The organism is Haladaptatus litoreus (assembly GCF_900156425.1).
GTDB classification, from domain to species: Archaea; Halobacteriota; Halobacteria; order Halobacteriales; family Haladaptataceae; genus Haladaptatus; species Haladaptatus litoreus.
In genome coordinates this window covers 142,361-166,122 of record NZ_FTNO01000008.1, presented here as the reverse complement: position 1 = coordinate 166,122, position 23,762 = coordinate 142,361, and the positions used below count along the sequence as shown (strand labels likewise).

Here is a 23,762-nt window from a genome sequence, read left to right as displayed (position 1 = left end):
TGTTCGACGAAAGCAGCCGGTAGAAACATATATTTCTATATTTGGCATTCTGAAATCAATTAGTAACTCGAATACTCACAGTAAGATTATACAGGACGAGCGCAAAGAACGAAGTGGTACGGAGGTCGGCTGGGTCCCAACCATTCGCTACTCCGTACCAAACTGCCACCCACGTGGCAGTTTCTCACGTGAACTAGTCAGGGGGCTCGGTATTGAATTGCGTACTGTACTTCTCTGTGAGGTCTGTGAGTAGGGGTTCGATCTCGGCGAATTGTGGCCCTTTTGTCACTGTGTCTGTCTTCTGATCCCACGTGATAAGGCCGTGATCTTCTAGTCGCGGCAGATGGACATGGTGCAGTGTAATTGCGTGCTCGCGGTCGCCGCCGTTTGTCGCCACAGTGGTTGGCGAAACGGCGACCGTGTCGGGCGCGGAGTCCTCCGTAAGTGCGTGGAGAAGCTGCCGTCTCTCACTGCTTGCAAGTACGGAAAATTTGTCATCGAGGAGCATGATTTCGTCTCAGAATCGCTTTGTAGAGGCTTAAACACCATTGACTTTGCACATTGCTCGTCGTTTGAGGAACTGAGTGAACCGATGACCATAGACGCTGTTTTGAAGTCTCTCAGATCCTCACAACACTCTTTATGCTCAGCTATCTATTCTCAACTATGAGCCGACCACTTGACAACGTGGATCGTGGCATCCTCTATCACCTCCAAAGGGATGCACGCAATACAACCACCCAAGAGATCGCCGAAACGGTCGGTACCTCTGCGAGTACGGTGCGCAACCGCATCGAAGCGCTCGAAGAGGATGGCATCATCAAGGGCTACCATCCCGAAATCGACTATGAAGCAGCGAATCTTCCACTCCGTGTGATGTTCGTCTGTACCGCGCCAGCAACCGAACGCACCGAATACGTCGAGCATCTGCTCGAAATACAGGGTGTCGTCGATGTTCGTGAGATGCTTGTCGGTAAACGGAATATCTATGTGGAAGTCGTTGGCACGAGTACCCAAGATATCACACGTATCACGGACACGCTGCACGAGTCAGGGATCACGGTCGAGAGTTCCGAGATCTTGCGCTCACGGTATGTCCAGCCATTCAACCATTTCCATTTTAGTGACGGTTTTGGTGACGAACAGAAAGAGGGCTAGTTTGGAGAGCAGAACACTCGGAGCGTGACCGTACACTCGGCTCGTTTCGTACTATCACCCCCACTTCACCGCGTGTAGGTGCGATGAAAAATGGAAAACGGTCTCTCTGTCCTCATTTCGAGGCGTTCGAGGGCTACGGCCAGTCGTCAGGTAACTCGTCTGCATGATCAGACATTAGGTTGAGGAGTGGCGCAACGTCATCGAAATTTGGCCCGCGACGAATCGTTTCAGTCAGTGGGTCCCACTCGATATAGCCTGTATCCGCTAACTTGGGCAAATGCGTGTGATGCAACTGCGTTTTTAGCGAGTCGAGGTCCTCATCGGGTATCGTATCTGTTGGAATCTCATCTTGGGTAAACTCATCTTCATCACGGGGATTGTGGTCTGCGACCGCGAGCAGGATACGGCGGCGATGGACGTTGCTGAGCGCGTCGAGCATAACGTCAAGTGACGCTGAATTGGAGCGTGGCATGGGTGATCGGTCGGTATTGCGGAACGGTTGAACTCTGTGAGCGTTCCGCGTGATACCTCACGCGAAGAAAACGAGGAAAACCCATCAGTGCCGGTGAACCCGGTTCAAGCGACCCCTCCAGTATCGGGGTACAAACGTTGAGTTGTCAATTCCGTACATTATCCTCAGGGTCTGAGACAGATAAAGGGGGTGGGAATTCACTCAGTTACTCACAGTATGGGTTGGTCTCGTGGGTCGCCCATTTGACGCACTGTCGTTTGCAACGCGACTGCACGTGATGGGATGTCCACTCCCGCTTAGTGCAACAGGCGGTAGTGGGTATTCGATGCAGGATCTCGGGTTGAATGAGAGGAGTTAGGCTGTTGTCGTCGTATTCTTCCACAGGCCGTAGCCGCCTTGCTTGGCCTCTTGTTGCTTTCGCTCAAACTCCGTTCGCTTGCTGAACTCGCCATCTGCGACCCGTGCATAGCCGGATCGGAGCAACTGGGTGTTATACAGCCAATTGCCAGTGTAGACGTACACTTGTAGGTGGCCATCACCGTCACTCTCTACCTTTGGGTCAGTAACGACAGTGACGGTGCTATGGGCAAGTTGTGCGTTGGTCGTCTGGAGCGCTCGTTTGTGCATCAATCCGCTCTTGGGTACTTTCACACCGATCAGATCGACGGTCTGGGTTTCCCCGTCGTGTTCGATTGTGATGGTCGTGGGATCGACGATTTTGGTCACCCGCGCCTCGAAGCGATCACTGTCTTCGGGTGCGTCCACTCGTGCGGTGGTTTGGGTCCGAAGGAACGTTGTGGTTGTCCGTTCGGTGGGTGTCTCGGTGGATGTGGTCGTGCTGGAAGCCGTTGTCTTCGTCGTACTGGTTGGTTGGATTGTACTGGTCGTTACCGGTACTGTAGTCGTTGCTGGGGCTTCTGTCTGCGGCTGTGGTTTGGTAGTTGTGGTTGTGGGGTCGTCGCTACTGCCATCAAGTCCGAAGCCGCCGAGACAGCCTGCGAGGACGAAAAAGAGGATCAGGCCGAACGCGGGGAGGGAGCGATGCATACTGGTGGTCGTTTCTATGTTTAGTTCAATATTGGGGGTGCAGAATAATGTGCGACACGATAGGTCTGGCTACACGTTCGTGGAGTAATATGACCCCTGAACAGCCGTTTTAAACCTAGAGAAAAGCTGCAAGAGCAATAGCACCGAGAAACAGGATTCCAAGCGCGCCAAAGAGTTGCATAAGTCGCCGATACGGTGCTGGCCGCTCCGAAGAATCACCGGTCGCTGTACCAATTGCCCAAACAAGACAACCTAGACAGACAGCTGTGACGCCGCCAACGAAGGCAACAGCACCCCAACTTTGCCAGTTAATCCCGCTTGTCCAAATTGTAGAAAGCGACCAGATAGCCCACGCTCCAACAAACAGTCCAAGTGGAGTTTGGGGTGATCTGTATTGGAGGTTTATCATTAGCAATGGTAGATGGTCCGGAAAAATAAATGTTCCTACTATTGTCGAGAGATAATATGGCCCCAATTCGGCCGAATGACCGCTCCTGCTATCGCGGGTGGGACAGTCAGGTTTCTGGAGCCGGTGGACAGTCCACGTTGCGTACAGAGGACACCAGATTTCCGGAGTAATCTGGGCGCCTTCAGGCGGCTCACCGCCTCTCGTGGCCATCACGCTCTCAGTGACAGTCCTCAGCAACGGAGCTCACTTTTGACAGTCTCAGTGGGGTCTGCCGGGAGACAGTCGTCCCTGCTGTAACTGGCAATCGTGGAGTGTTCTACTAGATAGACAGTCCCTCGGGCTGTGGCTGCTCGAGGTCGACGTCCACCTGTTTCGGCAGGGTGGACAGTCCCTCCAGTGGGTCACTGTCGGAGTCCAGGGCGTGCTGGTCGCCAAAGCAGACAGTCCCCCTGTCGGGAAAGTGGCCGGCGGACAGGGCAGTCTGTTGCTCGTGGACAGTCTCACGTGCAGTAAGGCCCGCTGTCGCGGGTCACTTCAATGAAACTGCGGTGTCTCGCAACAGACGGCACCCCACTGGTGCGCTTAAGTTGGTACCCAGATGATGCGCTCACACCAGCACACGGACAGTGCGTGGTGCTGCTGGCACCCCAGCTTGTCTCTCACCGTGAGTTGCGTTGTGTCGCGCACGTTGGCACCCCACTGGTCGCACAACATCTGTCGGAGTTGTTCCGGCCAGCGGTCGAGGTCCTCATTCTCGCTGTTGGTGATGTTGAAACCCACTTCTTGTGCACCCATTTGATGCACTGTGAATAGTGTAGAAATCTATATTATGTCTGCAGTTGTACTATTCTCTATGAGTTCAGTTGTCCAGTCGCTCAGGCAGCCCTACACCCGGAACATTCTCGAAGTCATCGGTGCGTCGCTGCTCGCGCTCATCATCGTCGGCCCCATCATCTTTGGTACCGTGGGCGCACTCGTCGGGTTCACACTTGACCTGCTCGGAATTGCACAGCCACTCTCACTGCTCGGGATGAACATCGTCTTTATCAGTTCCATCTTTATCACGGTCTGGGCGGTCTTCCAACTCGTTGAACTCTACTACCAGCGTAAAAACTGAGAGTTCTCGCACTCTACACGGAGAGCTAGATTGGGTCTCATTCCACTGGAGTGGTGTGAGCTCCCTTTGGACTGTCCCCTTTCGCTTCTTTGCTTTATCCCCTCTGGGTTCGGCACGGTCTGACTGTCCCACTGTCTCACTCGCTGGTTTCCTTGCGTGACCTCGGGTGGACTGTCCCAGTGCTGTAGATCTGCTTTTCCGTGGTGGAACTGCTTAGTGGACTGTACCTTGTGTCGGCATGTTTTGTCGGTCGCTTCTCGTAGAATCTGCTCGGCTCTGTGTCGCCCTTTGGGGTGCCCACTTGCGTTGTCGGAGCCTACATCTGTTTTTTGATACATTGGGGGTGCAGCCTCTGGCGCTTTGTTGGATGCCCACTGTGTAGACGCTCGGTTTTCATCACAGCCTCCCACTATCATCTGTCTTTTACTTTCTCGTCGCATCCTGTTTTCTTGTAGCACTCGGCGATGTTGTGTTGGGAGGGTTATTGTGTCGGAATTTCTAACCACGGCTATATTCAGTCGTAATATTAATGCCGTCAGAACCCGTTATTACCGTCTATAGAAACCTATGACAAATGATACTCACACCGGGACACCGGCACCGGACGAGATTGCCGCTCAACTCGGAGAGCATCGTCGGAACCTCCTCACGGTATTCAAGGAAGCTGATACAAGAGAACTCGATACCTCCACTCTGCGCCAACGTAGCGGCGTGCCCAGTGGGAGTATGAACCACCATCTCAACACCCTAGAGCGGTGGGGTCTCCTCACGGAAACCGCAGAGCGTCAGTACGTCTCCCATGGTGGGTCCAAAGCGCGTGTGTGGCGGCTCACTGACAAGGGGCAGACGTTTACAGAAACGAATTTGGACGGCGCAGTCACACCCGGTGTACCTACCGATGCTCTCCATGAGCAGATACAGGCACAGCAGGATGAAATTGACGTGCTCCGCAGCGATCTCGAAGATACCCAGAAAATGCTCGTCAAAGTTGCCCGGCAAGCCGACCTCATAGACAACGAGAAAGCAGCGGAGTTGCTTCAGTAACGCCGTGGCTCTGTTGAATCCCTCAATCAGTGTCAATTTGGGGAGATCGTGCTGAATAGCGGGTGCGAATCGGTCACTGGGTAGTCGCGGTTTAGTGGAGAATCGAAGTGATCGACATAGAGCGTACGTGTATCGCTCCACATAAAGAAGAGCCACCGAAGATATTTGTCTTCCTCTCTCATCGACAAATACATGAAAAAATCGAAACTCAGAGCGATACTCATGCCGCTCGGACTGTTCGTTCTCTCGGCTGGAGCGTACTGGTCAGTCCTAATGGGTGTCGTTCCGTTCGGCCTCGATGCGCCACTCATTTTCGGGGCTATCGCCGGGGCGACTGCTCTCGGTGCTGTGAAGATTGGAGCACGGGCACCAGCCCTCACTGCGGGGGTGGCAGCTCTCGGATTTACCCTCGCTGGCGCAAGTGTGGGTGGAATTCTCAGATTGGGTGACTCAGCGGTTCTCGTCGGGGCAGCGCTCGCAACGCTTGGTGTATTGACCTATACAGTCAGTATGATCCATCACATCGGGACGCGCGTCCAGAGCGTGAGCCCGGCCTAAGTTGCACGGACTCGCATTCGATTGAGCGATAGACACAGAGAAAGACTATACACTTTGCCAGGAGATTCGACAATGTGTTTGAACAAGTACGGGCAAGTCCTCTATTTAGTATTCGTAGGGCGGTGTTCACGTACGCTCTCGCGTTTCTCATCTCCCTTAGTGATATGTGGTTTCTCCGTCTTCTGGAAATCAACACACCCGAAGAACTCATGACCCAGACGCTTATTCATGGAACTGGCTTCTACCTCGGATATACATTCATCGCTTTGTTCAACAAGCCAACTGGAACTCCTAACTGAGCAACACACACGTTGCACACGCTCTATTTAATTTCTCAAGCATAACCCAAAGGATGATAGGGTACTGAATACAGAGGACGTAGTTAGCACTCTATTCCGATCATACTCTGGGGATTCACCAGAGCCAACACCATTTACTTGCTAAACAGTCCAGTCAGCCCCTCTTCAACCGACTCTTCAGTATCGATTTCCTCGGCGCTCTGCACTGACTCGCGTGTCACATCGGCAGTCTGCGTTTCAGTCGCCGTCTCGTCCTGCTCATCGCGACTCTCAGGGTTGTCCCCGGCATCGTCCACCAAATCAGTCAGCGGCGTCTGCTCGCCACCCTCGTACAGTCGGATGTCCATCGGCGTCTGTGTTTCCGGCGGGACGACGATCACGTCCCACTCGACCTCACTCAAATCGCCGTCCATCTCGTACTCAGGAATCACCGGCGGCTTGACGTTCCGCTCGCCACCCTCTGGGTAGGCACTGGCGTCGGTGAAGATGTCCGCAGCCGTCTCAAAGCGGGCATGCACGGTGCCGTCACCGTCGCGCAGGATGTACTCGCCGGTCTGCTCGTCGTACACCCAGACGTTCTCCCGGCCACCGGGCCGCGTGATGGTCTCGCCGTCGATAGTGAGCGTCTGTGTCCCGGTGTAGAACCGTCGTTCGGTGTCGTCGGGGTGACTGCTCCGACAACAGAACGGCTCGTGAGCAACCGTATCATACACGTCTTCGGCTACGTCTTCACGGGCGAAGAAGAGGCACCGATGGCCCGCGTTGTGGGCTTGGGCGAGATTCTTCACTGTCTGGGAGGGTTGGGTACTCCCAGTCGTGTGTTCGCTCTCGATATAGGCGTCTTTGGTCCCGGCGAGACGATAGGGAAGCTGCTTTTGCTGACGGTAGCTGGTCACTTTCTCGGCGATTTCCTCGTGGTCGTCGTCCGGCGTGATTGCGAGCATATCGTCCGTTCGAGCAAGACCGTCGGGCATGGCCTCCCCCGTCTGCTCGGGAATCTCGAAGATGAACCCAAGTTGTGTCATCGGCACGTACGCATCAGCCATCGGAGCCCAATGCTCGGCCTTCCCGTCGTTCTCGGAGTCACCGAGATTCAAAAACCCGGTATCAAGCGGCTTGACTTCCATCTCGTCCTCGACCTCCCGATGGTCGAGGTGCGTATCGGGTACTCGCTGCAAGACTTTGCGCCATGCTTTCCCGGCGTCGGTCACGTCGTCGCCGGGCAGATACCGATTCAGCCGCTCGACACACGCCGCTATTTGTACCCACCCGCCCGGTTCGCTCTGGCGGATGCTCTCGTCGTAGACGGCCTTCAATGTCTGATTCCGCAAGTGCTCATCTGTCCCGACCGGGAGGTCTGCCGGATCGTCCGCAGTCGTTCCCTCGTTCAACTCGCCATACGGCAATTCGCGCTGAATTTCTGCGTCGGTAATCGGTGGACTTCCATACTGCTCCAGACTCCGGTGTATCACGTCCTCGCCGTCCTCTTCAGACCGAAGTGGTGGATATGGCGCGAACGTGTGAATCTTGAGCGGGTCAGAGTATTGCATCCCGCCTTTGATGGGAATCCGCGTCCACACCTGGAAGTTCTCGGTCTCCATCAAATCCTCCTCAGTGTATCCCTTGAACAGCTTCGCGACGGGACGAGCGTCTTCGTCGTTTGGCAGGCGAAAGATTACCGGGTTGTTACAGTTCGCTTTGACGGCGCTCAGCACGCCCGCTTCTTTGAGTTGTTCGGGGTATTGGCAGGCGATGGTCACGGACAGGCGCATCGAGCGGGCCCGAGCGAGCATATTTTTCACATCTAAGTTCTGACTCGCGATGGCGTCGAACTCGTCGAAAATCGCAAAGAACGGCTCGTTCCTCCCGTTCTCGAACGACCGATTCTGCACAGCACTCCAGATCGGACGCATCACCCCGAGCGTAATCATCTGTTTGACGTCCTGGTTCGACACCGGCGTTCGGACAATTACGATTTTGTTCTCATCGATGATCTTCTGGAAGTCGATCGAGCTCTCACGCTGAGCGATGATTCGACGAATTACTCCGTTCTCGACCCAGTTTTTCACTCGTGACAGGAGGGGACGAACGGCATCGTCGTCCATCTCGGCAATCTCGTTCACGAACTCCTTGATATACGGATCTTCAACTTCCTCGGCGAATTGTTCGCGACGTTCCTGATTCAACAGCACAAAGTAGAAATCGATCACCGAGTAGTCTTTGTCCGATTTCATCATCGCACGGCCCATACTCTCGGTAATCGCCCGCATGCGCGGTCCCCAGTAGTCGTCGTTATCGAGAATCGCTTTCAGGTTCTCAAGTCGATCCTCAATTTCGCGCTCTTGTTCGACCTGGCTATCTGTCTCGGGTATTTCGAGGAAGTTGATTCCGACGTCCCGATCAAAGTCCTCGTCACCGGGTTCGATCCAAATCACGTCGTCAAGCCGATCTTCCGGGAGCAGTTGGAGGAGTTCTTTCGAGTCGCGTGCCTTCGGGTCAAAGTAGACGAACCCGTGGCCAGCGTACGCTAACTGTACCATCCAGTTCAGCAGTTCTGTCGTCTTCCCCGCACCGGTCGTTCCACACACCCAATTATGCTGAAAGAGCGATCCGAACTCAATCGGTACTTCGCGAAATCCCTCCTGAGCACTGTCGTTGTAGCCCGTCCACAGCGGCCCCTCTGGACGGTTACGTGACCCTTCGAGGAGGCGGCGAACCTTCGGACCAGCCACGACACCGTGTTCTTCGGTGTGCGTAAGCACCTCGGCACCGCCGATTCGATCGTTTCCAGTCGGCGTTATCTGATACGGTTCGCCAGTTGGTGCCCGAAGCTTATCGGGGATCTCGTCGGCATCCTGGTCGTCGCGATCGGTGTCTACTGACTCGGTGTCAGGGGTGTCATCGCCGCCGAATAAGTTGTTGAACATCGTATGTCACCAAAGCCCCGGTGTCGGGCTTGCACCGACGTGACGGCGTGAACCATCCGGGAAACACGGGAGCGCCGTGGCTGTTACTCACTGCGCTGGCTATCAGCCGGGACCTCGCCGCCACGTTGGGAGTAGCGCCAGTCGATTTTCGGCGTCTCAATCTCCTTGTTCGGGATATGTGCGGCACCAGCGAGTTCGCTTACCGAGAGAATCATCTCACGGTCCTCCCATTCCCGGGCGTGAAGTTTTTCGATGAACGCACCACGCTCGCTAGCAGGAACAGGCTCGTCGGTAAACCCCTGCTCAGTCATGGTGTTGTAGTAGCGAGTGAACATCCCGGCGACACCGCGTGCCCGTGATTCGGCTTCGTACTTGTCCGATGAAGCGGCGAGAATCCGCATGTTGGTGTGAAAGCCGTACTGTCCTCGCTGCATTTCGACAACATCCGCCGCTTCTCGATCCTTCTTACTCGCATCACGAGTGCGGGGGTTGATCCACCCAACAACGCGATCCGACCGAAGCCCTTCGGCAACGTCGTCCACACTCTCACCCCGAGAGAAGAACCCACCGTCGCTTTCCGTCCAATCGTTTTTTGCGGGACGAAAGACGACTTGCACAACAACGCGTGTCTCCGGTGTCGAGAGCATTTCGCTCGTCACTTCGCCGTAGGGGTCGCGTTCGAAGCCGTCGCCCTGGTGGTTGCGAATCGGATAGTAGTAATGGCGGTTCAAGTCAAGTTCCGCACCCGCCACGTAGTCCTCAGGATGAATTTTCGGGAATGCGTCGCCGCCCTCCACTCGGAACACCTGCGTGTTCGAGTAGCTGTTCGCGACGCGTCGGCGGAACTTGTTTGCGGCACTCTCGTCGGCAGCGTGCATGTAGAACTTCAGCTTCTCCTCGTCGAACCACAACTCGAACGTGTGGTGCTGGCTGATGTTCTTATCCCGGAGTCCCTTCGTTCGAACGTCGTGGAGCGACTGAAGCATCGCTGCACCATCGACGATTCCCTGATTGTCTTTGTAGGGACGAATCCCGAGCAACACACCCGGCGTTTCGTCTACGGTTTGGGTGTGCGATTCTCCGAGTTGCGTTGCCGTGTAGCTCCCTCGCGTCTCGTCACTGCCGAACAGGCCCATTATAGTTCACCCCATTCGTCGGCGATGTACTCCTCGAAGGGACCGTGCTCGCTGGCTTTGTAGCTATAAACAGTATCCTCGAACGGTGACGCCCGAACTTGGGCGTGCATCCACCCTTGGACGTCCGCATAATCGACGAGGTAGTCCGTGTAGCCGAGTCCCTGCTCGCCACGTTTGGCGTGCTGGGTGATGAACTGCAGTTGCTCGTCGTTCATCCCGAAGCGTTCGTTTGCGTCTTGTTCTTCCAGCTTGTCCGTGTAGAAGAACTCTGTCGTCGGTATCTGCCCGAGGATAGCGCGTTTGTATTCCTGCATATCCGTGTCGTCAGCGCTCGCGAAATCCCCTGGTCGGTGTGAGAGGAACCAGAGTCCGGCGTTGAAGTGTCGCCAGTGGCGGGCTGACTGTTGGAGCCAAGCGAGAATTTCCTTCGATTGAAAAAGATAGTGTGCCTCGTCCACGACGAACAGCGTCTCGCCGGGTGCCCGTTTCACCGCCTGATAGACCTGCCCGAGCATCAACTGGAGCATTGTCGCTTTGTCCGCCGCCGCACCAAGCCCCTGAATCTGCTGCAAGTCGAGATACGATACTTGACTCGGGCGAATTTGCGCTTCCGATTCCCCGACGAGCGCGTCGTGTTCCCCGCCTTCTTTGAAGCCACTGAGTCGCCGGAGAAGCGGGCCAGCGTTCTCTTTGATCTGTGCTTTTTCCAACTCGGAATCAACGTAGTCGCCTGGATTCTCGCCCATGTCGTTGACGATAGCCCGGAAGTTGGCCATCGTCGGACTGTTCTCCGGTTTGTGTGTCGAGACATCCTCCTTCAGAATTCCCGCCTGTTCGTAAGTGGCGTTCAACGCATCGGAAACGAGCGGGGCAAAGTCGCCATTGGCGTCCCCGATCATGTCGAGAATGAAGTTGCGTGCTTCAGTGAATTTCATATCGTACGGATCCAGGTTCCCCGACGCTCGAAGCACATCCTCCGGCGTCTCCTCGATGTGAAGCGGGTTGATTGTCTGCGAGCCATCGACCGTGATATGCTGGCCGTTCATGAGTTCGACGAGTCCACCGAACTCACCCATCGTATCGCACAGGATAAGCGTGCGATCTTCACCAGCCAGATACCACCGTGTGGCTTGCTTACCGACGTGGTAGGATTTCCCGCTACCGGAACTTCCGATCGTTAGGCGGTGACCCGGCGCAACCGAGAACTGATTTTTGATGATTTCACTGCCGTTCTGGACGTTCCGGCCCTGCTCGACACCATCCTCTTGGCCGATGTACGCGGACACCGGCGGGAAAGCTGCGGCGATCGTCCCGGAGAGCGTGAGTGAATAGCGTTTGCGTGTAGAGACATCGGCAAATTTGTCCCGACCATTTGGCGAGCATGATTCGAAGAGTTCAGCCTGCCGTTGTTCGGGTGCCAGTACCGTTAGATGAGCAGGTGCGCTCTCAAGCGTTCCTCTCACTTTCTCGCAGGCGCTTTTGAGTGCTCGGTGCTTCGCGATATCCAACGTCAACTCGTCTTCACTCGCTAGCCCCTCCTCGATACGCTCCTCGGCTTCATCCAACGCCTGTCGGGTGCCAGCTCGAACCGTCACGTAGCCGCTCAAATCCCACGGTTGGGCTTGGGTGTGATGGAGAAGTTTGTACATCTTCACGTACGGATCGAGGTCGTCCTCGACGAGAATCGCCGAAACGTCGCTCACGTCTTTGCGCTCGTCGATGTTCGCGTCGATTTCCCCGATGGTGTCTTTCAATTCGAGTTCGGTCGCCCGTTTGTTCCGTGCCCGGACGTCTAAGCAGACATCGACATCCACGCCCCGCATGGTGTAGATCTCCTCCAGGAACTTCTCACGGGGCTCGACCGGCCAATCAGCGATCCAGTAGGTCCGACAGTACTGCTGGCCGGTCCGAACGTAGTCATCGCGAGCGTCGAAAGTTTGCGGGGCTAGGAGTTCTTGAATCCGATCATGAGCCAGTCCGTTTGTCTCGTCTTCGTCGCTGGCGAGTGGTGCGAGGAGGCCTTCACGGACTCGTGCGAGGAACGATGTATCTTCGTCATCATTCTCGTCAGCATGCGTGCTCGTTGCGACTGGTTGCGAGACAGTACCGCCGTCAGTCGTCGCCTCGACCGTCGCGACGTTTGCTACTCCCGTCGATGGCGTATCGGTCGCATCCACCGCTTCGGGACGTGGACTGTCACCGTCCTCGGCGCTATGTGGCCACACCGCTGCATCGATATCTTTCGTCACACTGTCGGCGTCGAAGGAGTGCTCAGTGCCACTCCAGTACCTACCCAAGAGGAGCGCGTGTTCGGCCGGGCCGACGCGAGTGGTCTCACAGCCATCAGTACTTCCGAACGACCTGGAGAGCCGCGAAAGCCGATTCTTCACTTCCCGTTGCATTCGTCGGCGTTTGGCGTCCCACTGCTCATCATCGCCTCCGAATAGTAGCGAACGAATTTCGCTTTCGTCGGTCGTGTCCTGCACCGCCACTTCGTCCGGGTGAACCTCAACGACGAGATAATGTTGCCACTCGCGAGCGTCGAACCGCGGAAAATCGGTGTTCTCCGTCCACTGAATAACGCTCCGAAGCAGTTCGCGCGCTAGCTTCCACTCCTCGCCGGCGTACTCCGACGAGTAGAGTTTCGCCCGATACTTCTCGGTGACATCGTGGGGGTTGATCTCCAGCGCCGTGCTGAACAGGCGGAAGTTAAAGTCACTCACGTGTTGGTCAAGTTCGCCACGAATACGGCCAATCATCTCCCGGGCGTCACTCGTCTCTTGCATCGTCGTATTCCGACCAGAAATCCGCGCCAGCGCGACGAGTCGTCTGTCATCCATCTCGGCGGTACCGTCGGCATGGATCCGTTTCACGCCGTGGACAGTCGCGGCTTCATCGCCTGACTTTGGAAACCCACGTTTAGATTTCGCGTAGGCGAGCGGGGTTTTGATGCGATCAAGTCCCGTTGAGTACTCACCTGATGAAACGGCTAGGCCAACGGCACCGAGCCCACCGAACAGACCGACACCAGCACCCATCACGGAGGGGCCGAGTGGGGCACCGAACAAGGCGGCGAGGCCACTCGCTCCGACCACCCCAGCCCCCGGAACCCCATAGAGCAGGTCGTTCACTTTGAACCCGTGATAATCGAGTCCAGAATCGACGTATGGCGGGACGAGTTGACTCGGATCTTTCGGCGCGTCTGCGTTGTCTGTCATGGGTAAAGCCCGTTCCCCGGCCTTGCATCGGGACGTCGGCGTGAACCGAAACGGGGGTTAGTCGTACCGCTGGAGTATCTCACGGCCCTGGTTCAGCTCATAGTCAGCGCGTTCCTGCTCCTCGCGTACATTTTGAGCATCGATACCGCCGTCTGCGTTCAGCGCGTTGTTCACCGATCGGTAGTTCACGGTGTCCTCCTTTGCCGATGTGCCGGTGCTGAACGTCGAATTGGCCGACTGCCCCCAGCTCGAATCGTCGCTGCGATAGTCCTGAACTTTCTCGTGAACTTCGTGGCCGACGCGCTCGCCGGCTTTGTCGACGTATTTCCCTGCTTTCCGCTGATTCGATGCAGACGTCCCGAGGGCGATCGAGGCAGCATCATTCGCGTGGGCTAGCATCTCCTTCGGGAGAACGAGCAACGCGAAGACAAGCCCACCAACGACGAGAGTGAACGTTTCCAACACGCCAAGTGCGCCTGATGTCCAGGGCAAATCGGCGAGCAGTCGAAGGACGAGTGCTTGAAAGAGCTTCGTGATGATCACGACGCCAAAGAGATAGACGAAGGTGTCACCGATGCTCTTGAGAAAGCCCGAATACGCACGGCAGGCCCAGGAAAGCGGCCACAGAAACACGCACACATAGATGAGGGCCCGCTCGAGGCCAAGGATGAGAACCCCAACGGCAATCGTCCCCGATTGGAGAATACCAAGAAGGGCACCGAGGCCGATTCCCACACCGAGTTTCGCGAGCTTCGAGTTCGTCTGAATAAACTCAGCACCATCGGGTGCAACTGAGATCGCAGTCTCGTTCGCCAGGTGAAGCAGAAGTGGCGGGATAATCCACGTCGTCGCGATCATAACGAGTGCGATTCCGACGCGCTTCCACGCCTGGCGCTTTTCGTACGGATCCGACCGATAGAACGACATCCCGAAGGCTGCCATCAACGCAACGCTCGCGAGACCGGCTGTCCACGCCGAGGCCTTGTAGACGCCGGGCCACAGGCCGTTGTGAGGGTTGACCCACGTACTTGGCTTGTCCGGTTGCCCGGGAGCAGGTACTGCAGCGACACTATCACGAACCGTATTCGCGATGCCCTTTCCGACATCGAGGAAGATTCCGGCAATCGCTTTGAGTTGTCCCTTCGCCATGTCGACTGGGTTAATCGACGGGACGAGTCCACCGCCAAGTCCACCAAGGAGACCGTCGCTGTTGCCACCGTTTGCGCCACTCGTCGAATTATTCGATGGTGCCGTCGTCTGGTCGCTGCCGGGATTACCGATCCAGTGATTCTGAGACGTTGTCGAGTTGTTCACACTGGCTGATTGTGCTGCAACTGGAGCAGCAAGCGACGCGACTAGCACGACGAGAAGGAGCGCCAGCAGCCAGCTACTACGTCTGTTCTGTATCATAGTCGGAAGAGGAGTGGCTGAAAGCACTCACATTATATTCGCAAAATTCACGCACGAGAGCGTGCTCACACCAGCCTTGTCGAGGACGACAGCGAACAGTGGGAAGAACCACGCACCACAAAACGTGATCACTGCCCCACGGGCGGCATCACGACCCTCTTTCTTCTTGTCTGAACGGGCACTTCCCATCTTCAGCCAGGCCATTGCACCGCGAAAGGCGGCGAGCAGAAACATCCCGATCGTGATCATCCCAAAGGCGAGCGTAACGACGGGACCAAGCCCGGACGAACACATTACGTCGCTCGCCTCCTGAGTGGCTTGTGCTGCGACTGGCACTGAAAACGCCGCGGTTGTAGCGACGATACCGACAGTGCCACGAATGAATCGAGTGGGGACTATTCCACACGTCTCGACCATCAAGCGCTTCAATGCGTGATATTTCTCGGTCGAATCATCTGCTAATCGGTGAAATCGGTCAGAGATGCGTCTCTGGGCCGATTTCGGCTGTTGTTCATCCATTGTACTCACTTTCACAACTAGAGGGCTAGATAAATACCTTACGCACACACTGAGATGCCGTATACTACCGGATACAGTCAGTGTGTCCGTAATCTATTTATGTCACACCCTAGGGCTGTACTACATGCCCCTACAGAATTCTAGTCCGATGATCTCCCTCACCAACGTCGACAAAGAAATTCTCGAAATACTCCGGGGTGGACGGGCAACGCAATCGTACATCGTCGACGAGACCGGCCGCTCGCGTCAATATGTTCACAGTCGGCTCGGAATACTCACTGCTGCCGGGTATCTCGAGAATATTCATAGAAAAACGGCCTTGTACGAGTTAGTCGGCGATCCGCTTGCTGACGAGGAAAACGGGGGATAAAGCTATGCGAATCCCACCACTCTCGATCGAAGCATCAAATGAAACCGCACGAGATACCCTCCGACGCCATTTCGCGATACTCATCGGCCTCGGGAAAATCATTCTCGTCGGCAGCATCATCCAAATTGTTGTCCTCGGAACGACGGGCGTGATCGCACTCTACGTTCTCGGCTTAGAGGGCGCGAACGCTGGCTGGTTAGTGATTCTCTCGTGGTTTCTTGCCGCGTATTTCATCAAACTCTACGGTCGCAGTATCTTCCCAGTGAATGGCGACGAGTTCACCCGGATCTAAAAATCAACTCTCACACGACTTGTTCGCCATCGAGAAACACGTTTGTGAGTGTTGCTCCACCATTCCGAATGACTTGCGCTTTTGTCGCCTTCCACCCAGGCGTGTTGATCACAAAGTCTTGCACGGTTGCCTGACCGACACCATCGTCGACGACGAGCGCTGTCATCGGCGTCTCCTTGATCGTCACCTCCACATTTTTCACTACAGCTTTCTCGACAGCGTGCTGTATCGTGAGTGACCATCCCGTCGGCTTTGTCTGGACGATTTTCGTATTCGAGACTTTGCACGTCCCATCATCAAGGCGGATCGGGCGCTGCTCGGAATAGAACTCGTCACCAAACGAGCGATCAGTCACGACCACACAATTGTGAATCCGTGAGCCATCACCACCAATGCGGATATTCGATGCTTGGCTGTTCGCCGCCACACAATTCACCACGTCGACCGTCCCGTCGCCTTCTCCAGGATGGCCACCCTTGACGTAGATACCGTTGTCTGGCCACCCACCGAATAGCGAGTTCTCGACACGGAGATAACCCTGTGTCGTCGGGTGCATTGTAATCCCCGACGTTGCCCATGATCGACCAGCGTACGGGCCACCATCGTAGGTGTTGCGAGTGTTGATCGTCTTCTGGTAAGTGAGGCCACCAAACCGAAAATCGACGTTGTGCACGCGAGCTCGCGCTGCTTCTGTGGCCGGATTTACCCGAAGTGGACCTTGGCACCCGAGCGAATGCATTCCGACTTGGCGAAGAGACCGAATTTCGGATGTTCCTGCAGTGTGGTGATTCAGTACCTGCATCCCTTGGTTCTTGCCACGCCAATCGAGCGTGAACCCGCCGAACACGAACTTTCCTCGATGCGGATCGTCAGGAATCCCGATCTTGAAGTGTTGGGCAGGACCGTGGAACTCGCCTGCTGTCACGTCGAAGCCGTGGATCGCGTCGACGCGGCCGTGAGCGAGCGTCGCATTCTGACCGATGATTCCGATATTTCGAAGTCCGACACGTCGAACCTGACTATTCATCTTGTAGCGACCGGGCGGGAAGTAGAGCAGTGTGTCACTCCCGATTTCGCGCTGAATCACGGGAGAAACGTCTTGCTCACCGGTTGGGTCGGCGCCTGCCTTCGCCATATTCACGACGTTCTGGAACTCTCCACGCCACTGTTTAGGATCAATCGCTCGAAAGTTACCGCTCGTCGCGTTCGTGCTGTCGTTGGTGGGTCCTGCTGGTGGGACATTCCCACCACTCGTGCTAGCCGGGAAAAGACATCCAACGAGTGCCGTCACTCCAGCACTTGCACCAGTTGTGAGAAACGTGCGTCTGTGTGCCGAGACGTCATTGGAGTCTTGCGTACTGCTTTCGCGGTCATGCATCGGAGTCACCTCGTGAGCGCCCAGTACTGGGAGTTTATACGAATCAGCAATCCGTTGTGTTGCTCTAAATCGTCTTGAGTGCGGTTCATATCTAGAATACAATACTAGAGATAACCAGATAGTATTTATGGACAATATAGAAAACCAATACAGAAGTTAAAAATGAGACGCCGGTCACTCGACACGAGTAGCTGCAAAGCCCAAAGAGAAAACCGGTGGAATGTGTGGTTAGTATAAGATGCTAACCGATGAGCGACCGATTCCAGGCGCACGCTCTCAATCTTCCTAATTGCCTCTTTGATCGTAGAGAGCACGATTATGACTCGTGCTTCGCATCCGTGGTTCCACGAACGGTTGCCTCAACCGCTTCGATACCAGCGTCGTGGAGCACATCACCGACAACGACCGTGTCAGCCACTTTCGCCATCTCATAAGCTGAGTCGTAGTCGTGAATCCCGCCTCCGTAGAAGGGTTGTGCTGACGAGAGTGCATCTCGTACCGCAGCGACAACCGCTGGATCACCAAGGGTGCCGGAATACTCGAGATAGACGATCTGCTGACCGAGGATTTGTTCGGCAAGTGTAGTATAGGCAACGACGTCGTCGACATCGAGGTCACAGTCCGCCTGCGTGTACGTCGCAACTGATGACGCTGGATTGAGGACAATATAGGCTTCCGGATGGACGTAGTCCCACTCAAGATCTGAAGAGCGGACCCATTCGTGGTGTGCTCCTGTGATCCACAAGGGGTCATCAGCATTCAGAACAATCGGCAGCAAATAACCTGAGAGTGCCTCGGTGTGAGACGACGATGGGCGGTAGGTCGGCTCGACGAATATGGGAATCTCGGTAGAAGAAAGTGCGTTCAGAATCGGTTGCACACGGGCTTCGGTGACGTTCGTGGTGCCACCGATGATGATTGCATCCGTACCTGTGTCCGCAATGTCTACGTAGGAATCCTCATCATGGAGTGGTTTGTCTGGGTCAATCTTTGTGACGTGCTCCCACTGTGCCCACGCAGCCGCCATACCTCATCGTAGTACGGAGATACGCAAACCGCTTTCCGTCTGTTCGTCTCCCACGTGTCACGCTGGGTCTGTCCGAATCCGTTCAACCGATACATCTACCACGAGATCTGTGAAATCATCGTCAGCACCGACCAGAAGCGTTGCATCTTCGGCAACCGCAAGCGCCACAGCATATGCATCGCCGAGCGCGATCCCTCCCGCTCCTTTCACTTCAGCTGCCAGTGGCCACGACTCGGAGGGAGCACACAGTGTGACACCGCCGTCCACCAAGTCACGCACGGCCTGTCGGCCGGTCGCCAGTGTCTCTTCTGTTGGCGTTCCCGATGGGGAGCCAGTTTCAAAGCGGGCGATTTTGTACATCAGTTCGGTCGCCGTGATTTCACTGACCGCTACGGCCTCTTCACCCATGTAGACATCCGTCAGGAGGTCGCGGACAGTCTCCCCGCCGGGTTCACCGTAGTAGTACGCAAGGAGAGGTTCCGTATCAAGAACGTAGCGATAGCTCATTCGTCGGTGGTCTCGTCTGTGTCGTCGGTAGCGACGTAGCGCTGGTAGTCACGCTGGTCAGCGGTGTCCTCTGCCTGGCGCTCAGCTGCCTGCTCCTCTCGATGGTGCGTAATGACCTCGCCACGCTCGTAGTCTTCCCCCAGTGACCCGAAGCGTTCACTTGGTTTCGGGACTGGCTCGACGACGAGTTCGCCGTCTTCTTCGCGGAAGCGCACACGGCCTGGGATTTCGATGCCGTACTTCTCCCGGAGCGACTTGGGGATCGTCGCCTGGCCTTTGCGGCTGATACGGACGACGTGGTCGCCATTTTCACTCTTACTGCTCATAGTTCTTTACTGGGTAGATAGTATGACTTCCGGAATATTAAAACATGCGGTGAGAGGGGATTGAGCCCCCAAGAACCGTCCACTGCCTCATGTTGCACTAAGTGGGTGCGGACACACCTGATCTCGAGTGACGGATTGCAGTCGAGAACTCCTGATGTGACCGACAGAGTGTGCCGCTAACATCAGGCCTGAAGCAACCCTTCCTCAATGCTAGCATACACCCCCCAAAGACTATTTTCTCACCGTCCATCCGCAGAGGACATGCCCAGTACCCCACAGTCACACGCAGAGCCGTCTCTCCAAACGTCACCACCCACTCAATCGATCACCGAGGCAGTCGTCGCGGCCGTGACCGAGACCAGTGGCACGAAACCCACGACACCACTCTATGAAGCCATCGATCCCGACGCCCTTGAGAGTCTATATCAGCACGGTTCGCCAACAGTGAGCTTCGAATATGCCGGCCAGCATGTGACAATCGCCCCTGACCGAACAATCACAGTGTCTAATCAGTGACTATCGTCGACAAGAATGTCAACGTGAGAAACACGGAGAAATCCTTGTGAGTCTGTTTCTCTCCGAACAGACAAGCATATAATTCATAAATCTGTTCGATAGTTTTACCATCCCTGTTTGTTTGTCTCCAGTAATGGAGGCCGTCCTGTGGTACGTGTTTACCGGGACTCGCGGGGGACCCAATCGCGTCCGCATCGTCCGCGCCCTCCGCGAACAACCTCGTAATGCAAATCAACTCGCTGAGGACTTAGATCTTGACTATAAGACGGTGCGTCATCATCTGGATGTACTTCTGGAGAACAATATCTTGAACCGTGGTGGGGATGGGTATGGCGCGATCTATCTCATCAGTGATCAAGCAACGCAACACTGGGAGACGATTGAGCAAATTAGTGAGCAGATGGGTTAAACTATGGTTGAAATTGGGAAAGCACGTAACCGTATCCGCAACCGAGGGAGGAATAGATAGATGGCAATCTGGATCGACGCACTGCGTCTCACTATCGGTGTCAATCTGCTATTGATACTGGGATTGCTCTCGATCTGGGGTCGAAATTATCTGCAATTTCGATCAAAGCACACACTTGGTCTCTTCGTCTTCGGACTCATGTTGCTTGCCGAGAATCTCTTAGCGTTGTATTTTTTCCTGTTTGACCCCGTACTGCACGTGTGGTTTTCGGCGGAGATGCCGATGATTGCCCAGCGAGCCATCATGCTCATTCGCATTTTTGAGACGATTGCACTCGTCTTTTTGACCTGGATTACCTGGGACTAAGGTTGCGGTTGTTGCTCGGGTTGTGTGTTGTGTCTGCCACGTTTGAGTTCTGGCAGTACTGTTGGGTTGAATTTGGGTGAGAATCCGGAAATCGTTCTTGTAGTACATGCCTGTATCTAAGGGTGTACCAGCTGGGTACAGTGATCGATCATGACCCAGGATCCAACTACCAAACCAGACACGAAAGGCATTGAACAAGCGAATACCAGCATGCGCGAGCAACTCAGTTCCCGGCGCACGTTCCTTGCCGGCGCCGCAGCTGTCGGGGCGGCGGGCATGACGGGCCTCGGCATGGGGACGGCCGGTGCAGATGAACACGGATCGGGCGGCGATGATAGCAATAGCGGTTCCGGAGACAACAGTATGAACGACGTTGACATTCTGAATTACGCACTGACCCTCGAACACCTCGAAGCAACCTTCTACCAGGAAGGGCTCGACGAATTCTCCGCTGACGACTTCATGAACGCCGATCTGGGCTGTGGCGTCTGTGATGAAGTAAAAGAACAGATCCCAGAACAAGTCAAAGTTGTTGGTGAGCACGAAGCAGCCCACGTCGACCAGCTCACGAAGGTGATTACGGACCTCGGTGGCACACCCGTCGAAGCCGCCGAGTATGACTTCGGCTACGAGACGCCGGCTGAGTTCTTGGGTGTGGCGATGGCACTCGAAAACACGGGTGTGGCTGCCTACGCGGGTGCTGCACCGTCGATCCAAAACAGTGACTTGCTTTCGGCAGCGCTCTCGATTCATAGTGTCGAAGCCCGTCACGCAGCGGTGTTCAACGGTGTGAACATGGAGTCGCCGTATCCAGATGCCTTTGACGAGGCTAAATCGATGGACGAGGTTCTAGAAATCGCTGGCCAGTTCATCGTCTCGGAATAAGACGGAGTACCAGGCTCCTGTTGTAGGAGTCCTGTGAAGACAAGACACCAAACTTTCCTCAATTTTCACGAACTAAAAGAGATCAGAAATAGGAGACGTTCATGAGTACGAGTTTCGAGACAACAAACCCAATCGATGGTAGTTCGACTTCTGACAAGGGGAGTGAGCACCCTCACCAGCTTTCGAAAGATACGATTTACCATCTGTTACAGGTCCAACGCCGACGCTATGCACTCCGCTATCTCCAGGAAACAACGGATCCGGTTCGAATGCGTGATCTCGCTGAACAAGTTGCAGCATGGGAATACAAGACAACAGTTGACCAATTAGTGTCGAAAGAACGTCAGCGAACCTATGTCAGCCTCTACCAATCACATCTTCCCAAACTCGATAAAGAGGGCGTGATTGAGTATAATCAAGCACGAGGACTCGTGACGCGAACTGACATCGCCAGCCAACTCGATCCGTATCTCACGACCAGCCAACCACACAAAACGAAACCATCAGAAGAGAATGAATCCGACGAGGGTACGACTTCGATTCGAGGGTGGGTATTGTGGTATTGTAGTGGAGTGATAGTTAGCTGTGGACTTCTGACGATGACAATTGTTAATTTCCCTATCGTCGGCCAGGTGTCTAATCAACTGGTACTGACTGTCATTGTCCTCCTTTTCACACTGATTACGGTGGGACATCACGTGAGCCACCAAGACTCAACTACATTCAAGATGCCAGACTAAATGCCAGACTAATATCCTGTCCCAACGCTCTGAGGGCGGCATTGTCTAAAACTCGAAAAGCACGAGCAGAAGCTTTGGTGTCAGTATAATGGGGACTGGTCACACCAATCCGTAAGAAAGGGTAAACGCAATTGTCGTCGTGTTACTGATCGACGATGAATTGGCCGGCCGCCGCGAGAATCTCCATCGTCTTCCGCTCGTCAAACGCCATTGGGAACGGAACGCCCTGATTGAGGATGTTGAGATGGGAAGCGTGCTGGGCTTCAACGGTTGCAATCGTCGCCCCAGTGGTCTGGAGATCCGGATTTTCGCTAAGCGCAATTGCACTGTTGTACGCAGAGACACGATATCCTCGTAGGAGATTCAGGCCATTATAGCAGTGATCAACAATTTTCGTGACTACAATTATTTGGGTCGAACGATTTCACGACAACCAGGGCATTCCGCATAGACTGTGTTCCCAGTCTCTGTCTCGTGTTCGATGTGGAGACTACTTCTTGGAATCGTCGCTCGACAGAACGGGCACGTGCCCAACATTGAATTACAGTTTGTCACGCACTAGCACCCACTCAAGTCGCTACTGCGGCAACACAGAAACGCTTTGCGAACAGGAATCTGCTTTACATCGTTACGACCACGCGATGATTGGCAAAGAAACTCGAATTATGCCGCTATACGGCGCGGTCAAATCGACAATTGGAATCAATCGACAGTGAGCTGTGGATCGGGAACCGTCTCGGTCGCAGCGGTGTCCCACGAATGTGTTGGCACCCACTCAAGGAGTTCTTGAGCCTTTCGCGTCGTGAATGCCGATCCATCACCATCCACGTCGAACGTTTCAGGAACTTCTCCAAAGTACTCGGCGATCAACTCTCGTAATGGTCGGTCCATGTAATTCTCCGCAGCCACACCTAAGAATGGTTCGTGACCATTGAAGTCCGCTTCTAGTCCTGCTTGAACGAGCGATGCGATATCACGCACGTCGACGTATGACCAAAAGTTTCCAACCCCTGCAGGGAGGTCGTCACGGGTATCGAGACATCGATATTCATTTGGATATTGAATCCACGATGGGCGGATCGACGCGATCTTGACGCCGTTTTTCCGTGTGACCATGTCTGCAATATTCTCCCCGACGACCTTCGATGTCCCGTAGGAGTCCTCAGGTCGCAATTCGTGTGTCTCATCGATCGGGAAATAATCGGGGAGCCACGGTTCTTCAGCGAATGCAGTTCCGTACGCGCTCTCACTTGAGGCTGCGACGATGTCGGCGCCTGCTCTACCCGCGGAAACCAACACGTTGTACGTTGCCATAACATTGTTCTCAAACACTTCGACCCCAGCGGTTCGTCCCATTGCTGGAATTGCACCCCAGTGAACAACATGATCCGGATCAATCTCGGCGACGATATCCGTTACTTTTCCGAACTCGGTAAGGTCACATCTCCGAAACTCGACGTTTTCTCGACCTTGGATTTCCCACCCGGGATGGGAGAAGTCGACACAGACGACATCGTAATCCGCATCTGCGAGAGTGGTAACTATCCACCGTCCCGAACGACCAAGGCCACCGGTTACAAGAGTTGTCATCTGTATTCTCCCGAAAGCGTACCCGCAGTATTGTTGTAAAAC

At 54.9% G+C, this 23,762-nt stretch carries 27 protein-coding genes; 11 read left to right on the top strand and 16 right to left on the bottom strand.

The annotated features are described in order from the left end of the window. Window positions 1-193: 193 nt before the first annotated feature. Window positions 194-508, bottom strand: a complete 315-nt coding sequence (locus BW974_RS23540) for a DUF7344 domain-containing protein (protein WP_076433540.1) — start codon at window positions 506-508, stop codon at window positions 194-196. Window positions 509-666: 158 nt separating this feature from the next. On the opposite strand from BW974_RS23540, the gene BW974_RS23535 reads away from it, so the two are divergent. Further along, window positions 667-1,158, top strand: coding sequence for an Lrp/AsnC family transcriptional regulator (locus tag BW974_RS23535; protein ID WP_076433538.1), 492 nt, complete (start codon window positions 667-669; stop codon window positions 1,156-1,158). A 133-nt stretch (window positions 1,159-1,291) separates the two neighbouring features. Here the strand turns inward: BW974_RS23535 and BW974_RS23530 are convergent, their stop codons facing one another. The 3 genes from BW974_RS23530 to BW974_RS23520 form a co-directional block, all read right to left on the bottom strand. Next, on the bottom strand, window positions 1,292-1,630 hold the full coding sequence (locus tag BW974_RS23530) for a DUF7344 domain-containing protein (protein WP_076433537.1): 339 nt from the start codon (window positions 1,628-1,630) through the stop codon (window positions 1,292-1,294). A gap of 354 nt (window positions 1,631-1,984) precedes the next feature. Then, window positions 1,985-2,677: a thermonuclease family protein gene (locus BW974_RS26870; RefSeq protein ID WP_245800281.1), complete on the bottom strand. Its 693-nt coding sequence runs from the start codon at window positions 2,675-2,677 to the stop codon at window positions 1,985-1,987. A gap of 991 nt (window positions 2,678-3,668) precedes the next feature. Then, entirely contained in the window at window positions 3,669-3,881 is a 213-nt protein-coding gene (locus tag BW974_RS23520; protein WP_076433535.1) for a hypothetical protein, read from the bottom strand. A gap of 58 nt (window positions 3,882-3,939) precedes the next feature. Between BW974_RS23520 and BW974_RS23515 the strand changes: the two genes are divergently transcribed. The 3 genes from BW974_RS23515 (at window position 3,940) to BW974_RS23505 (ending at window position 5,805) form a co-directional block, all read left to right on the top strand. Then, entirely contained in the window at window positions 3,940-4,203 is a 264-nt protein-coding gene (locus tag BW974_RS23515) for a hypothetical protein (RefSeq protein ID WP_076433533.1), read from the top strand. A gap of 567 nt (window positions 4,204-4,770) precedes the next feature. Continuing rightward, the gene (locus BW974_RS23510) at window positions 4,771-5,247 is read left to right on the top strand and encodes a helix-turn-helix transcriptional regulator (RefSeq protein ID WP_076433531.1); all 477 of its coding nucleotides are present in this window, start codon (window positions 4,771-4,773) and stop codon (window positions 5,245-5,247) included. Between the two features lie 192 nt (window positions 5,248-5,439). Beyond that, complete coding sequence (locus BW974_RS23505; RefSeq protein WP_076433529.1) at window positions 5,440-5,805, top strand: hypothetical protein; 366 nt, start codon at window positions 5,440-5,442, stop codon at window positions 5,803-5,805. A gap of 433 nt (window positions 5,806-6,238) precedes the next feature. Here BW974_RS23505 and BW974_RS23500 read toward each other — a convergent pair whose 3' ends face one another. The 5 genes from BW974_RS23500 to BW974_RS23480 all read right to left on the bottom strand — a co-directional run bounded on the left by BW974_RS23500 (window position 6,239) and on the right by BW974_RS23480 (window position 15,314). Continuing rightward, window positions 6,239-9,031: a type IV secretory system conjugative DNA transfer family protein gene (locus tag BW974_RS23500; protein ID WP_076433527.1), complete on the bottom strand. Its 2,793-nt coding sequence runs from the start codon at window positions 9,029-9,031 to the stop codon at window positions 6,239-6,241. 83 nt (window positions 9,032-9,114) lie between these two features. Further along, window positions 9,115-10,167 carry a DUF8128 domain-containing protein gene (locus BW974_RS23495; protein ID WP_076433525.1) on the bottom strand — a complete coding sequence of 351 codons (1,053 nt, stop codon included), beginning with the start codon at window positions 10,165-10,167 and terminating at the stop codon, window positions 9,115-9,117. After that, window positions 10,167-13,385, bottom strand: coding sequence for a VirB4 family type IV secretion system protein (locus BW974_RS23490; RefSeq protein WP_076433523.1), 3,219 nt, complete (start codon window positions 13,383-13,385; stop codon window positions 10,167-10,169). Before BW974_RS23490 ends, BW974_RS23495 begins: the two co-directional genes overlap by 1 nt. Window positions 13,386-13,442: 57 nt before the next feature. After that, window positions 13,443-14,795, bottom strand: a complete 1,353-nt coding sequence (locus BW974_RS23485; RefSeq protein WP_076433521.1) for a TrbL/VirB6 family protein — start codon at window positions 14,793-14,795, stop codon at window positions 13,443-13,445. Between the two features lie 27 nt (window positions 14,796-14,822). Continuing rightward, a complete protein-coding gene (locus tag BW974_RS23480; RefSeq protein ID WP_076433519.1) occupies window positions 14,823-15,314 on the bottom strand; it encodes a hypothetical protein in 492 nt (163 codons plus the stop codon). A 124-nt stretch (window positions 15,315-15,438) separates the two neighbouring features. On the opposite strand from BW974_RS23480, the gene BW974_RS23475 reads away from it, so the two are divergent. Both BW974_RS23475 and BW974_RS23470 read left to right on the top strand, forming a co-directional pair. After that, a complete protein-coding gene (locus tag BW974_RS23475) occupies window positions 15,439-15,684 on the top strand; it encodes a helix-turn-helix transcriptional regulator (protein WP_217694406.1) in 246 nt (81 codons plus the stop codon). A gap of 4 nt (window positions 15,685-15,688) precedes the next feature. Beyond that, window positions 15,689-15,976, top strand: a complete 288-nt coding sequence (locus BW974_RS23470; protein WP_076433515.1) for a hypothetical protein — start codon at window positions 15,689-15,691, stop codon at window positions 15,974-15,976. A gap of 10 nt (window positions 15,977-15,986) precedes the next feature. On the opposite strand, the gene BW974_RS23465 is transcribed toward BW974_RS23470, so the two are convergent. From BW974_RS23465 to BW974_RS23450, 4 genes are all read right to left on the bottom strand, one after another. After that, window positions 15,987-17,111 carry a hypothetical protein gene (locus BW974_RS23465; RefSeq protein WP_139329015.1) on the bottom strand — a complete coding sequence of 375 codons (1,125 nt, stop codon included), beginning with the start codon at window positions 17,109-17,111 and terminating at the stop codon, window positions 15,987-15,989. 559 nt (window positions 17,112-17,670) lie between these two features. Then, window positions 17,671-18,381, bottom strand: coding sequence for a phosphoglycerol geranylgeranyltransferase (locus BW974_RS23460; RefSeq protein WP_076433513.1), 711 nt, complete (start codon window positions 18,379-18,381; stop codon window positions 17,671-17,673). A gap of 57 nt (window positions 18,382-18,438) precedes the next feature. Beyond that, complete coding sequence (locus BW974_RS23455; RefSeq protein ID WP_076433511.1) at window positions 18,439-18,888, bottom strand: type II toxin-antitoxin system VapC family toxin; 450 nt, start codon at window positions 18,886-18,888, stop codon at window positions 18,439-18,441. Continuing rightward, window positions 18,885-19,214, bottom strand: coding sequence for an AbrB/MazE/SpoVT family DNA-binding domain-containing protein (locus tag BW974_RS23450; protein ID WP_069451581.1), 330 nt, complete (start codon window positions 19,212-19,214; stop codon window positions 18,885-18,887). The genes BW974_RS23455 and BW974_RS23450 overlap by 4 nt, the downstream gene beginning before the upstream one ends. A 207-nt stretch (window positions 19,215-19,421) precedes the next feature. Between BW974_RS23450 and BW974_RS27405 the strand changes: the two genes are divergently transcribed. The 5 genes from BW974_RS27405 to BW974_RS23425 all read left to right on the top strand — a co-directional run bounded on the left by BW974_RS27405 (window position 19,422) and on the right by BW974_RS23425 (window position 22,130). Beyond that, window positions 19,422-19,730: a HalOD1 output domain-containing protein gene (locus tag BW974_RS27405; protein ID WP_368275079.1), complete on the top strand. Its 309-nt coding sequence runs from the start codon at window positions 19,422-19,424 to the stop codon at window positions 19,728-19,730. A gap of 133 nt (window positions 19,731-19,863) precedes the next feature. Beyond that, window positions 19,864-20,139 (top strand): winged helix-turn-helix domain-containing protein, encoded by a 276-nt coding sequence (locus tag BW974_RS23440; protein ID WP_076433507.1) that lies wholly within the window; start codon window positions 19,864-19,866, stop codon window positions 20,137-20,139. Between the two features lie 60 nt (window positions 20,140-20,199). Then, window positions 20,200-20,505 (top strand): DUF8036 family membrane protein, encoded by a 306-nt coding sequence (locus BW974_RS23435; protein WP_076433505.1) that lies wholly within the window; start codon window positions 20,200-20,202, stop codon window positions 20,503-20,505. Window positions 20,506-20,655: 150 nt separating this feature from the next. Further along, a complete protein-coding gene (locus BW974_RS23430) occupies window positions 20,656-21,390 on the top strand; it encodes a ferritin-like domain-containing protein (protein WP_076433503.1) in 735 nt (244 codons plus the stop codon). 101 nt (window positions 21,391-21,491) lie between these two features. Next, window positions 21,492-22,130, top strand: a complete 639-nt coding sequence (locus tag BW974_RS23425; RefSeq protein WP_076433501.1) for a DUF7344 domain-containing protein — start codon at window positions 21,492-21,494, stop codon at window positions 22,128-22,130. A gap of 142 nt (window positions 22,131-22,272) precedes the next feature. Here BW974_RS23425 and BW974_RS24465 read toward each other — a convergent pair whose 3' ends face one another. The 3 genes from BW974_RS24465 to BW974_RS23415 all read right to left on the bottom strand — a co-directional run bounded on the left by BW974_RS24465 (window position 22,273) and on the right by BW974_RS23415 (window position 23,720). Then, window positions 22,273-22,497 (bottom strand): ferritin-like domain-containing protein, encoded by a 225-nt coding sequence (locus tag BW974_RS24465; protein WP_281247746.1) that lies wholly within the window; start codon window positions 22,495-22,497, stop codon window positions 22,273-22,275. Window positions 22,498-22,535: 38 nt separating this feature from the next. Continuing rightward, entirely contained in the window at window positions 22,536-22,667 is a 132-nt protein-coding gene (locus tag BW974_RS27605) for a DUF7837 family putative zinc-binding protein (RefSeq protein WP_449267265.1), read from the bottom strand. 165 nt (window positions 22,668-22,832) lie between these two features. Continuing rightward, the gene (locus BW974_RS23415) at window positions 22,833-23,720 is read right to left on the bottom strand and encodes an NAD-dependent epimerase/dehydratase family protein (protein WP_076433500.1); all 888 of its coding nucleotides are present in this window, start codon (window positions 23,718-23,720) and stop codon (window positions 22,833-22,835) included. Between the last annotated feature and the right edge of the window lie 42 nt (window positions 23,721-23,762).